This window comes from Terribacillus saccharophilus (assembly GCF_002272745.1).
In the GTDB taxonomy this organism is placed as follows: Bacteria; Bacillota; Bacilli; order Bacillales; family Amphibacillaceae; genus Terribacillus; species Terribacillus saccharophilus_B.
The window spans coordinates 103,440-115,886 of the sequence record NZ_NPBD01000002.1; the positions used below are offsets into that span (position 1 = coordinate 103,440).

10 protein-coding genes and 1 pseudogene are annotated in these 12,447 nt (G+C 45.4%); 10 read left to right on the forward strand and 1 reads right to left on the reverse strand.

The window, feature by feature from the left end; translation table 11 throughout:
* Positions 1-15: 15 nt before the first annotated feature.
* The 9 genes from CHH58_RS02370 to pyrE are packed head-to-tail and all read left to right on the forward strand — an operon-like array spanning position 16 to position 10,832.
* Positions 16-1,386 carry a solute carrier family 23 protein gene (locus tag CHH58_RS02370; RefSeq protein WP_095261967.1) on the forward strand — a complete coding sequence of 457 codons (1,371 nt, stop codon included), beginning with the start codon at positions 16-18 and terminating at the stop codon, positions 1,384-1,386.
* A 13-nt stretch (positions 1,387-1,399) separates the two neighbouring features.
* Positions 1,400-2,323, forward strand: a complete 924-nt coding sequence (locus CHH58_RS02375) for an aspartate carbamoyltransferase catalytic subunit (RefSeq protein ID WP_095230953.1) — start codon at positions 1,400-1,402, stop codon at positions 2,321-2,323.
* Positions 2,283-3,563, forward strand: a complete 1,281-nt coding sequence (locus CHH58_RS02380) for a dihydroorotase (RefSeq protein ID WP_095261968.1) — start codon at positions 2,283-2,285, stop codon at positions 3,561-3,563. Before CHH58_RS02375 ends, CHH58_RS02380 begins: the two co-directional genes overlap by 41 nt.
* On the forward strand, positions 3,560-4,660 hold the full coding sequence (locus CHH58_RS02385; RefSeq protein ID WP_095230951.1) for a carbamoyl phosphate synthase small subunit: 1,101 nt from the start codon (positions 3,560-3,562) through the stop codon (positions 4,658-4,660). The genes CHH58_RS02380 and CHH58_RS02385 overlap by 4 nt, the downstream gene beginning before the upstream one ends.
* Complete coding sequence (gene carB, locus CHH58_RS02390; RefSeq protein WP_095261969.1) at positions 4,653-7,850, forward strand: carbamoyl-phosphate synthase large subunit; 3,198 nt, start codon at positions 4,653-4,655, stop codon at positions 7,848-7,850. The genes CHH58_RS02385 and carB overlap by 8 nt, the downstream gene beginning before the upstream one ends.
* Complete coding sequence (locus CHH58_RS02395) at positions 7,847-8,617, forward strand: dihydroorotate dehydrogenase electron transfer subunit (RefSeq protein WP_283162794.1); 771 nt, start codon at positions 7,847-7,849, stop codon at positions 8,615-8,617. The genes carB and CHH58_RS02395 overlap by 4 nt, the downstream gene beginning before the upstream one ends.
* Complete coding sequence (locus CHH58_RS02400; RefSeq protein WP_095261971.1) at positions 8,614-9,549, forward strand: dihydroorotate dehydrogenase; 936 nt, start codon at positions 8,614-8,616, stop codon at positions 9,547-9,549. The genes CHH58_RS02395 and CHH58_RS02400 overlap by 4 nt, the downstream gene beginning before the upstream one ends.
* Positions 9,521-10,237 (forward strand): orotidine-5'-phosphate decarboxylase, encoded by a 717-nt coding sequence (pyrF, locus tag CHH58_RS02405; RefSeq protein ID WP_095261972.1) that lies wholly within the window; start codon positions 9,521-9,523, stop codon positions 10,235-10,237. The genes CHH58_RS02400 and pyrF overlap by 29 nt, the downstream gene beginning before the upstream one ends.
* Positions 10,221-10,832, forward strand: coding sequence for an orotate phosphoribosyltransferase (gene pyrE, locus CHH58_RS02410; RefSeq protein ID WP_283162795.1), 612 nt, complete (start codon positions 10,221-10,223; stop codon positions 10,830-10,832). The genes pyrF and pyrE overlap by 17 nt, the downstream gene beginning before the upstream one ends.
* A gap of 442 nt (positions 10,833-11,274) precedes the next feature.
* Here the strand turns inward: pyrE and CHH58_RS02415 are convergent, their stop codons facing one another.
* Positions 11,275-11,637 carry a TetR/AcrR family transcriptional regulator gene (locus tag CHH58_RS02415; RefSeq protein ID WP_249275012.1) on the reverse strand — a complete coding sequence of 121 codons (363 nt, stop codon included), beginning with the start codon at positions 11,635-11,637 and terminating at the stop codon, positions 11,275-11,277.
* Positions 11,638-11,661: 24 nt separating this feature from the next.
* On the opposite strand from CHH58_RS02415, the pseudogene CHH58_RS18865 reads away from it, so the two are divergent.
* A pseudogene (locus CHH58_RS18865) lies at positions 11,662-12,195 on the forward strand (phage infection protein); the annotation flags it as partial.
* Positions 12,196-12,447 lie beyond the last annotated feature (252 nt).

Below are 12,447 nucleotides of genomic sequence, written 5' to 3' on the forward strand. Positions count from 1 at the left end.
AGAGGAGAGAAACAGATGAAGCCAGCACTAAACATACACGACATACCAAAATGGAATCAATGGATCATATTCAGCTTACAGCATTTATTCGCAATGTTCGGTGCCACTATCCTGGTGCCGGCACTGACCGGGCTTGATCCGGCAGTGACACTTGTATCAAGTGGCGTCGGCACACTCGCATTCATTCTGATTACAAGAGGGACAGTACCAGCTTATCTAGGATCGAGCTTCGCCTTCATCTATCCGATCACACAGGCGATTGAAACTGCCGGAATCGGTGGCGCCATGATCGGCAGCTTTTTCGCAGGTCTTGCTTACGGCGTAGTTGCAATCGCCATCCGTCTCGGCGGTTTGAAAAGTATCATCAAACTGCTTCCGCCGATAGTTGTAGGACCAGTCATCATCGTTATCGGTCTGGCACTGGCACCTACTGCGGTGGATATGGCAATGAATGCACCTGATACAGGGGAATACAGCACAAAATACTTCACAATCGCACTGGTCACATTAGCAATAACAGTAGCAGCGTCCATCTTCCTGAAAAGCTTCCTTGGTTTGATTCCTGTCTTGATCGGAATCATCGGTGGGTATGTCTTCGCCCTCACACAAGGAATCGTTGACACAAGCGGCGTACAGGCAGCTTGGAACCAAATCGTTACAGCAGATTCTATCGGTGCTTTCTTTAGCGGAATCTTCACTGTACCGAACTTTACCATCCCGTTTGTCGATTACAACGTCGCTGATGTATTCAGCTGGCAACTATTCTTCACGATGGTGCCTATCGCTGTCGTAACCGTATCCGAACATATCGGACATCAGCTGGCACTATCCAAAATCGTCGATCAAAACATGCTCGTCAAGCCGGGTTTGCACACTTCTTTGGCAGGTGATGGAGTCGCGACAATAATTGCATCCGTGCTTGGCGGACCGCCGAACACGACATACGGGGAAAACATTGGGGTGTTGGCGATCACAAGAGTGTTCAGTGTATTCGTCATCGGAGGTACAGCAGTACTTGCTATTCTGTTCGGTTTTACCGGGTTGATCACTGCTTTGATCAGCTCAGTACCATCCGCAGTCATGGGTGGGGTGAGCATCATGCTCTTTGGGATAATCGCTGCAAGCGGTCTTCGAACGATGATCGACAGCCAGCTTGATCTTGGGGACAAACGTAACTTAATCATCAGCTCGATCATCTTGGTCATTGGAATTGGCGGAGCTTTCCTTCGCTTCCAGATTGCCGATTTAGACTTGGAGATCAACAGCATGGCATTAGCAGCACTAGTTGGTGTCGTCATGAACCTTGTATTGCCGGGCAAAGAATCCGGCCTTGGAAACGGCAGTCTGTTCACAGTCGAGGATCAGAAACAAGCAGCATCCAAATAAGGAGGAGAAGGACATGAAGCATTTCGTATCGATGAAGCATCTTACCGCAGGGGAACTGCTACAGCTCGTACAGCTCGCTACAGACATACAGGTACAGGGGGTATCAGGATACAGGGAGCAGCTGTTCGCAGCCAATCTTTTCTTCGAGCCGAGCACACGGACGAAGATGAGCTTTACAGTAGCTGAACGGAAACTCGGCTTGGAAGTACTGGACTTCGCCGCAGAGGCATCCAGTGTGACAAAAGGCGAGACCGTTTATGACACCGCAAAGACCCTTCAATCGATCGGCGCTTCGGTCCTTGTTATCCGTCATCCAGAGGAACATACAGCTGCAATGCTTGCTGAAAAGCTGGCTATTCCGGTTATTAATGCCGGAGACGGAAAAGGAGAGCACCCGACGCAATGCTTGCTTGATTTAATGACGATTTACCAGGAGTATGGACGTTTCGAAGGACTGAAAATCGTAATTGCCGGGGATATCCGTCACAGCCGAGTTGCTAGAAGCAATGCAATGGCACTGCGCAAATTGGGGGCGCAGGTCTTTGCAGCAGGCAACCCGGAATGGATGGATGAGACACTTGGAATCCCAGTGTTGAGTATGGATGACGCGGTGGAACAATGTGATGTCATGATGTTGCTTCGTATCCAGTTTGAACGCCATGAAACAAAAGGCGGCTCGGCAGGTTATCTGGAAAAATACGGACTTACTAAAGCAAGGGAACAAAGAATGCAACATCATGCGATCATAATGCACCCGGCACCAGTCAATCGGGGTATCGAAATAGATGACAGTCTCGTTGAAGCTCCACGCTCGAGGATATTCCGTCAGATGGAAAACGGCGTAGCAGCACGAATGGCAGTTATCATTACACTATTGGAAGGATGGGGAATCAAGCATGGCTACAATCTTAACAAACGCGAAGCAGTTAACAGCTGATCAGAAACTGGAAGAAGTAATGGTGAAAATCGAGGATGGCATTATCACAGATATTGCTAATCAAATCGAAATTACAGCAAAAGATCATGTTGAGGATATGGAAGGTCAGCTTGTAACAGCTGGTTTTGTGGATGTCCATGTACATTTGCGTGAACCAGGAGCAGAAAAGAAGGAAACGATTGAAACAGGTACCAAAGCAGCTGCTCGAGGCGGATTTACGACAGTAGCTGCCATGCCTAACCTCAGACCTGCACCAGATTGTCCAGAAACGCTTGCATCCATTATGGCTCGAAATGAAGAAAGCGGCGTAATCCGCGTACTGCAATATGCCGCAATCACGAAACAGCAGTTAGGCCGTGAGATCGTCGATATGGAAAATATGAAAGAAGCTTTTGCCTTTACCGATGATGGCCTTGGCATCCAGTCAGCCGGAATGATGCTGGAGACGATGCAGCGAGCTGCAAGGCTTGGAATTCCTGTCGTTGCACACTGCGAAGATGACAGTCTCGTTCCAGGGGGAGTCATGCACGAAGGTACAGCTAGCAAGCGACTTGGGTTGCCGGGTATCAACAGCGTTTCCGAGTCAGTACATATCGCCCGTGATATTTTGCTGGCCGAAGCTGCTGGTTGTCATTATCACATCTGCCATGTGAGCACAAAAGAATCAGTCCGGGTAATTCGAGATGCAAAACGCGCTGGTATCCGCGTGACTGCCGAAGTGACACCGCATCACTTGCTTCTAATTGATGAAGATATCAAAACAGATGATGGAAACTTCAAGATGAATCCGCCGCTCAGGTCTGAATCTGATCGTCAGGCGCTGATCGAGGGACTGCTTGATGGCACGATTGATATGATCGCGACAGATCATGCACCGCACACAGCAGAAGAGAAGAATGTCAGCATGCTGGATGCATCATTCGGTATCGTTGGCTCAGAAACTGCTTTCAGCCTGCTATACACGCACTTTGTTGAGACAAATATCTTTACGCTCAATCAGTTAATTGATTGGCTTACGATCAAACCATCACAGGCATTTGGACTTCCATTCGGCCGTTTCGAAATCGGTGCAGCAGCAGACTTAGCTGTATTGGACCTCGAAGCTGATGGAGAAGTAAATCCGGCTCAATTCCAATCAAAAGGAACAAACACACCATTTATCGGCTGGCGCTATAAAGGAGAGCCGACAATGACAATCTTTGGCGGAGAAATCGTCTACAGAAAGGAAGCGGTAAAATGAAGAAACGACAACTTATCCTAGAAGACGGTACAGTATTTACTGGCACAGCGTTCGGTAGCGATAGCGCAACAACTGGAGAAATCGTCTTCAATACAGGAATGACAGGCTATCAAGAGATTATATCCGACCCTTCCTACTGCGGTCAGATTGTTACACTGACATATCCGCTGATCGGCAACTATGGTATTAACAGCGATGACTTCGAGAGCATCCAGCCATCCATTCAGGCGCTAGTTGTGAAAGAAGCTGCTGCAGCACCTTCAAACTTCCGGAAGCAGCACACAATTGATGCTTTCCTTAAGTTTCACCAGATTCCTGGCATTGAAGGTATTGATACTCGTAAACTGACAAAAATCATCCGGAAACAAGGTGCAATGAAAGCTAGATTGACAGAAGCAGTCGATACACTTGAAAAACATGCTTCTTGGGAATCAATCACACTTCCAAACGATCAAGTACAGCGTATGAGTACGGCCAAACCTTATGTCGTACCAGGACGCGGCAAACGCATCGTCGTCATGGATTTTGGCATGAAGCACGGTATTCTTCGTGAATTGGCAGCCCGCGATTGCCATATCACAGTTGTACCTTGGCATTATACAGCCGAACAAATCCTCCATTTAAACCCTGATGGTATTATGCTGACGAATGGACCTGGCGATCCGAAAGACGTGGAACCTGCCATACAGACTATTCGTGAGCTGATCAGCCAAGTACCTATTTTCGGTATCTGTCTCGGTCACCAGCTGATTGCATTGGCAGCCGGTGCGAATACAGAAAAACTGAAGTTCGGACATCGGGGCTCCAACCATCCTGTCAAAGACTTAGAGACAGGAAAAACCTACCTCACCTCACAAAATCATGGCTATACGGTCACAAAGGAATCATTGGCTTCAACGGAGCTAATCCTGACACAAGTGGCGTTGAATGACGGAACAGTAGAAGGACTTAAACACCGAAATTATCCGGTCATGTGTGTGCAATACCATCCGGAAGCGGCACCTGGTCCTGAGGATACTCGCCATCTATTCGATAACTTCCTTTCTATGACAGCACAAAGCAAACAAACATCCAAGGGGGAAGCAACTTATGCCTAAACGTACTGATATCCAAAAAATTCTTGTCATCGGTTCCGGACCGATTGTTATTGGTCAAGCTGCAGAATTCGACTACTCCGGCACACAGGCATGCCAGGCATTGCGTGAAGAAGGATATACTGTCATTCTTGCCAACTCCAATCCTGCTACTATCATGACAGATCACACTGTTGCGGATACGGTTTACATGGAGCCGCTCACAGTGGAATTCCTGAGCAAAATAATCCGTAAAGAACAGCCGGATGCCTTGCTGCCGACACTTGGCGGACAGACTGGTTTGAACTTGGCTGTTGCGCTAGACAACTCAGGTATTTTGAAAGAATTCGGTGTTGAACTGCTTGGTACATCCCTTGAAGCAATCCAGCAGGCAGAGGATAGAGAGCAATTCCGTGATTTGATGAACCGTCTTGGAGAACCAGTTCCAGAGAGCGAGATTGTTACTACAGTAGAAGGTGCAGTGGCCTTTTCAGAAGAAATCGGCTTTCCGCTCATCGTTCGTCCAGCTTACACACTTGGCGGTACAGGCGGAGGAATGTGCTACGACCTAGAAGAATTGAAACAGATCACAAAAAATGGATTAGCGCTCTCTCCAGTAACACAATGTCTAATTGAACGAAATATTGCCGGATTCAAAGAAATCGAATATGAAGTAATGCGAGATAAAAATGATCAGGCAATCGTCGTTTGTAATATGGAAAATGTCGATCCGGTCGGCATTCATACAGGTGACAGCATTGTTGTAGCTCCTTCCCAGACACTGAGTGACAGGGAATACCAGCTGCTGCGCAACGCTTCGATAAAGATCATCAAAGCACTGCAAATCGAAGGAGGCTGTAATGTGCAGCTGGCTTTGGATCCGCACAGCTTCAACTATTACATCATTGAAGTGAACCCGCGGGTCAGTCGTTCAAGTGCACTTGCTTCCAAGGCAACAGGTTATCCGATAGCCAAGATGGCCGCTAAAATTGCTGTAGGATTAACATTGGATGAAATCAAGAATCCGGTAACAGGAACAACGTATGCTTACTTTGAGCCAGCACTAGACTATGTTGTCGCCAAGCTACCGCGCTTCCCATTTGATAAATTCGTCAGCGGCAACCGTAAACTAGGTACGCAAATGAAAGCTACAGGAGAAGTAATGGCAATCGGGCGAAACGTGGAAGAGGCTTTGCTGAAAGGTGTCCGATCCCTTGATAACAAAGCAAACGGTCTTGCATCTATCAATCTTGATGCAATGAGCAATGAGGAGATGGAGCATCGACTTATCAAAGCAGATGATGAGCGACTGTTCGTTCTAGCTGAAGCTTTTCGCCGCGGATATACGGTTGAACAGCTGCATGTACTAACTAAGATCGACCGTTTCTTCCTTTGGAAAATTGAAGCATTGATTGAAATGGAAACAAGCTTACAAGAACAGCCGTGGGAGCTGGAATTATTAAAGGAAGTAAAACAAAAAGGATTCTCAGACCGGGAAATAGCTCATTGGTGGAATACAACGGAGGACAAAGTATACGAGTTCCGTACTGAAAATGACCTTGAGCCTGTATATAAAATGGTAGACACCTGTGCAGCGGAATTCGAATCGCAAACACCTTATTTCTACAGCACCTATGAAGAAGAAAATGAATCCGTCGCTTCTGATAAAGAAAAAGTGATCGTACTCGGTTCCGGACCGATCCGCATCGGACAGGGTATCGAATTCGACTATGCAACAGTCCACAGCGTCCTGGCTATTCGGGAAGCAGGATATGAAGCAATCATCATCAACAGCAACCCAGAAACAGTTTCCACAGATTTCAGTGTGTCCGATAAGCTGTATTTCGAGCCGCTTACGCTAGAAGATGTTATGCATGTCGTTAACTTGGAAAATCCGCTTGGTGTAATCGTGCAATTTGGCGGTCAGACAGCTATCAACCTGGCAGAAGGGTTGGAGCGCCGCGGTGTGAAGGTGCTTGGAACGTCTCTGCAGGCAATTGATGCGGCTGAAGACCGAGATAAATTCGAAAGACTGCTTGATGAATTGAAGATTGCAAAGCCAGATGGAACATCCATCACTAAGATTGAAGATGCTGCAGCCGCCGCAGAAAAGATCGGATACCCAGTACTTGTTCGTCCATCCTATGTCATTGGCGGAAGCAATATGGAGATCGTCTACAATGACGAGGAATTGCAGAATTATATGGAGAAACGTGTGCATGTCAGACATGATCACCCAGTACTGATTGATCAATACTTGACTGGTATCGAGGTTGAAGTGGATGCCATCAGTGACGGAGAAACGACGATCATCCCAGGGATCATGGAGCATATCGAACGTGCCGGCGTCCATTCCGGAGATTCGATCGCTGTCTATCCAACACAGACGATAACTGAAGAGTGTCGCCAGCAGTGCATCGATGCCACAATGCAAATTTCAAAGGCTCTTGGTGTAAAAGGTTTGATCAACATCCAATTCGTCATCCGTAAAAATAAAGCATATGTGTTGGAAGTGAATCCGCGTGCCAGCCGCACCATACCATTTCTGTCCAAAATTACACACGTAACAATGGCTAATATTGCAACAAAGGCAATCTTGGGTGAAAAGTTGGCTGACATGGGTTATGTTTCCGGACTTTTGCCGGAACCAGAGGATGTGTATGTGAAAGTACCTGTATTCAGCTTTGAGAAGCTGCGCAGTGTCGATACGTTGCTCGGACCGGAAATGAAATCGACAGGTGAAGCAATCGGACATGATCGCACTCTTGAAAAAGCTCTGTACAAAGGATTGCTTGCTTCTGGTCTATCTTTACCGCAGGAAGGCGCCATTCTGCTCACTGTAGCAGATAAGGATAAACAAGAGGCTTTGGAAATCGCTAAACTATTCTATGCGCTAGGCTTCCAGCTGTACGCTACCGAAGGAACGAGTGCAGCAGTTGAAGAAGCGGGGCTTCCGGTTACAACAGTAGGAAAAGTCGGTGCTTCTGAGCAGAATGTCATCAGCATTATTGAAAATGGCGAAGTACAATTCGTTGTAAACACATTAACTTCTGGTAAACAGCCAAGATCTGATGGCTTCCTTATCCGACGAGAAGCGGTCGAGCATGGTATAGCTTGTCTGACTAGTCTTGATACAGCCAAAGCGATTGCAACCATCATTGAATCTATGACGTTCACTGCCAAGCCTGTAGTAGCAGGAGGTATATCATCTTGATTCATGAACATCTCGAGATTATCAGCAGGGAAACGATTGCTAAGGATACAGTGGAAATGACCTTCAAGGGAAAGATGGCGCAGGAGAACATCCTGCCCGGTCAATTCCTCCATTTGCTTGTAGGAGAAGGCAGCAATCATATGCTGCGTCGTCCAATCAGTATAGCTGGTGTAGATAAACAGAAGTCCACAATCACAATCATCTTCAAACTGCTTGGAGAAGGAACAAACACACTGGCCAAAGCAGAGCCGGGGGATCAGCTTGATGCACTTGGACCGTGCGGACAAGGTTATCCAGTCGATGAACTCCAAATGGAGCATGCCTTGCTCGTTGGTGGCGGAATTGGCGTACCTCCACTTTATTATCTGGCACAGCGTCTGTATGAAAAAGGCATCCAGGTTACGATGGTAGCAGGATTCCAAAATAAAGAGCAAGTTTTCTATGAAGAAGCATTTCGCAGCCTGGGAGATTATTATCTCGCAACAGATGACGGAAGCGCCGGAGAAAAAGGATTTGTGACAGATATTATCAACAAAGAAGCGTTTCATTTCGATCAGTTTTTCACCTGTGGTCCTACCGGTATGCTCAAAGCGGTCTCTACTCAACTAGCAAATGAAGAAGGCTTCATCTCGATTGAACAACGGATGGGCTGCGGCATTGGCGCCTGCTTCGCGTGTGTCGTACCCGCACCTGACAGTGAAAGTGGCTATAAGAAAATATGCAAAGACGGTCCTGTCTTTCGGTCGAAGGAGGTTGTGCTGGCATGAACTTAAACGTCAATCTTCCGGGCTTGGATATGAAAAATCCTATTTTACCAGCTTCCGGCTGTTTCGGCTTTGGTAAGGAATATGCAGAGCTATATGACTTGAACCTTCTCGGAGCAATTACAATCAAAGCGGCAACCGGTTCCGCGCGTTACGGCAATGCAACGCCGCGAGTTGCAGAAACAACTGCCGGTATGCTGAATGCGATCGGCTTACAAAACCCAGGAGTGGATCAGATAGTAGAAAAGGAGCTTCCGTTCTTAGCTGGTTTCGACACACCGATTATCGCCAATGTGGCAGGCAGCACTGTCGAAGAGTATGTAGAAGTGGCACGAAAAATAAGTAAGCACCCAGTAATAAAAGCGATAGAGCTGAACATCTCTTGTCCGAATGTGAAAGAAGGCGGTGTCCAATTCGGTACCGATCCAGAGCTTGCCAAAATGGTTACAGCAGCCGTAAAAGAAGTAAGTAATGTACCAGTCTACGTAAAGCTTTCACCGAACGTCACCGACATTACGGTCATCGCTCGCGCAGTTGAAGAAGGCGGGGCAGATGGCTTGTCCTTAATCAATACATTGACAGGTATGCAAATCAATTTAGCTGGAAGAAAGCCATTGCTTGCCAACAAAATAGGTGGTTTGTCAGGTCCTGCTGTAAAACCGGTAGCCATTCGTATGGTTTACCAGATACGCCAGATGACCAGCTTGCCCATTATCGGAATGGGAGGCGTCACTACCGCTGAGGATGTATTGGAATTCCTTCTGGCCGGAGCATCAGCTGTAGCAGTAGGTACTGCTAATTTCCAGCATCCATTCGTTTGTCCTGAAATCATTCAGAATCTGCCTGATGTTCTGAGTAAATATGGTTTCACAAGTGTCGAGGACGCAATCGGAAAGGGGCATGAACATGCAGACTCCAATCTATCTCGCGCTTGATTTCCCGACCGGGGAAGAAGCGCTGCATTTCCTCGTTCGGCACAGTCTTACTGAGGTTCCGGTTAAAGTCGGGATGGAGCTTTTCTATCGGGAAGGTCCACCTATCATTCACCAGCTGAAAGAGAATAACCATCCAATATTCCTCGATCTAAAGCTGCATGACATCCCGAATACCGTAAAAAGCGCTATGCGTAATTTAGCAGGACTTGATGTCGATATACTTAATGTTCACGCGTTAGGCGGAGCAAAAATGATGGAAGCGGCAAAAGAGGGCCTATTGCAGGGAGCCACAAATACTGTTCCTAAACTGATAGCTGTCACCATGCTGACATCGATGGATGAAGACACGGTTCAAACTGATCTAAAACAGCCGATGGAGCTAGCTGCTTATGCCTTGCATCTTGCGGAAATGTCCAAAGCAGCAGGTGCTGATGGGGTGGTGTGTTCTCCTCATGAGGCGGCTAGTATTAAAGCAGCTTGCGGACCGGATTTTCTGACTGTCACACCAGGAATACGGCTTGCAGGATCCGACCAAAACGATCAGCACCGCATCGCAACACCTGCTGGCGCTAGAAGAATGCAAGCAGACTATCTCGTGATTGGCAGAAGCGTTACAGCAGCATCCAATCCAAAACAAGCATACGAACAAGTAATCGAGGAGTGGAATGATTATGACAATTACAACTAATATAGCCGAAGCATTGCTTTCAATCGATGCGATCCAAATTGATCCAGCCAAATCCTTTGTATGGGCTTCTGGTATCCACTCACCAATTTACTGTGATAATCGGCTGACACTTGGTCACCCGGAAGTACGGACAGCTATAGCTCGGCAGTTTCAGGAGAGATTAGCAGAATTGCCGGAAACGGATATCATAGCAGGATGTGCAACCGGCGGAATCCCGCATGCAGCGTGGCTTGCTGATAAAGCAGATCTGCCGATGATCTACGTCCGATCCAGCAAAAAAGGTCACGGAAAAGGCAATCAAATCGAAGGAGCGGACGTAGACGGTAAACATGTCGTCGTCATCGAGGATCTTATTTCAACTGGCGGCTCTGTGATCAACACGGTCCAAGCACTGCAGGAAGCAGGTGCGATTGTGACGAAAGTGTTGGCCATCTTCAGCTACAATTTAAAAAAAGCAGATGATAACTTTTCCGCTATTGGTGTTCCGTTTGAGACGCTGACTAATTTTGATGAACTAGCTGATATTCTGGCAGAAAAAGAGATAGTAACTTCTCAGGAAAAACAGGAATTGCTGGAGTGGCGTAATACATTGTAAAAGGATGCAGAGATGCATCCTTTTGTCATTGTTTTTCGAAAACTGACCTTGTCAGGAAAATCTAGTTTACATCGTTTGGGAAAGTACACTTAAGAGGAAGAGTATGAAAGTATTATGGTGATCGTATTAGAAATTATCTTCCTAGATCTAAAATAAGAAGTTGTGGATATTCTCTGACAGAGCATCAAATTGGATATGATCGTTTTAATAAATGAAACAACCACACTATAATTGAGATAAGTGTGGTTGTTTTTAATGCATCATTTTTTATTCTTTTGAGCTACCAATATCTATCTCCGGTTTTAACCTATTTTTTATAAAATGCACGACTTGCTTTACGTAATCCTCGGGTTGTGTGTGTTGATTTTCTAACCAATGCATCGCATCACCATAAAGTGCCCAGCTTCACATTACTGCAATAGCTTCCACATTACTATTTTGATTAGACCACTGTTTTCCCCCTATCTCTGTAAAAAAACACTTGAAGTTCCTCTTTAAAAATCGTTTCAATTTGAGGTGTAAACGCCTCGTAACTTCGCTGATATTGGTTACTTATAGATGTCTGGGATCTAATAATTGAGAAAAAAATAGTCTCTAATGTCTCTTCGTTAATTATCTCATGTGTACTAACTTCTTTGATTACTTCTCTCATGACACTTTCACTCAAAACCTTTTCAAGGAGGTCATACTTGTCAATGAAATGATAATAAAAGGTTGCGCGATTCACAGTTGCGGCAGAAGTTATATCTTTGATTGTGATGTCTTTAAAATCCTTTTTCATTGATAATTCAATAAATGCATCCATTATAAGCTTGCGAGTACGAAGAACACATTATTCCAGCCATTATGGATGGCGAGTTTAGCTAGTGCTGTAATTAGTTTTATCATTGTTAATAAGAGGATAATTAGAAACCAGAAAGAGAATCTTACTGCAAAGACAGGGCAAATAATTGTAGGGGCAATCGTAGCTCTTGTGGTAGGATTTGGTTTGACTTAGGTGGTAGATCAGGTGATAGGACTTCATATTGCACAGTTTATAGATACAGCTACATTCCTTTCCGTCACAACCTTTATAGTTTCTTCTTAATGATACTAGCTGTATTTTCCTTATTGGGAATTCGAAGTACACCAATCTTTGTCTTAATGTTATTCTTTGGGGGACCTTTGCTTTCTATAGCACCTGAAATGATGTCATCATTTTATCGTGATTGAATATACTCTTGGTTGCCAATGCGATTTATGGTAACGAGAGCTGTTCTTCTTTGGAGAAGGATTGCCATGGAATTCATCACTAATCACACTTGTTTGGATTGCGGCAGCTAGCATAGTAGTCATTCTTGCTTCTGCATTAAGAATTAAGTAAGACTAAAAGAAAACTAAGAATGAAGAAATAGCCGCTTAATACAAAAGTAGCTTCTTCAAGGAAGCTACTTTTTGTCATAGTTAAAGATAATTCACACAAAATTTAAACTACCTTCAAAAAAGTACAGTTTAATCTAAAGTACTCTGTTCTTAGTAGTGACAAAAATAAACCCTACGAGCTAGATTGTAGGGTTTTATTTAATTTATGGTAAATGACTATCTTTTATGTTGAAGTTGTATAGGTATTATAAGA

Bases quoted from the DNA above. Each gene is read 5' to 3' on its own strand.
- carB (WP_095261969.1), top strand. From the start codon at position 4,653: ATGCCTAAACGTACTGATATCCAAAAAATTCTTGTCATCGGTTCCGGA.
- pyrE (WP_283162795.1), top strand. From the start codon at position 10,221: ATGACAATTACAACTAATATAGCCGAAGCATTGCTTTCAATCGATGCG.
- CHH58_RS02370 (WP_095261967.1), top strand. From the start codon at position 16: ATGAAGCCAGCACTAAACATACACGACATACCAAAATGGAATCAATGG.
- CHH58_RS02375 (WP_095230953.1), top strand. From the start codon at position 1,400: ATGAAGCATTTCGTATCGATGAAGCATCTTACCGCAGGGGAACTGCTA.
- CHH58_RS02385 (WP_095230951.1), top strand. From the start codon at position 3,560: ATGAAGAAACGACAACTTATCCTAGAAGACGGTACAGTATTTACTGGC.
- CHH58_RS02415 (WP_249275012.1), bottom strand. From the start codon at position 11,637: ATGGATGCATTTATTGAATTATCAATGAAAAAGGATTTTAAAGACATC.
- pyrF (WP_095261972.1), top strand. From the start codon at position 9,521: ATGCAGACTCCAATCTATCTCGCGCTTGATTTCCCGACCGGGGAAGAA.
- CHH58_RS02380 (WP_095261968.1), top strand. From the start codon at position 2,283: ATGGCTACAATCTTAACAAACGCGAAGCAGTTAACAGCTGATCAGAAA.
- CHH58_RS02400 (WP_095261971.1), top strand. From the start codon at position 8,614: ATGAACTTAAACGTCAATCTTCCGGGCTTGGATATGAAAAATCCTATT.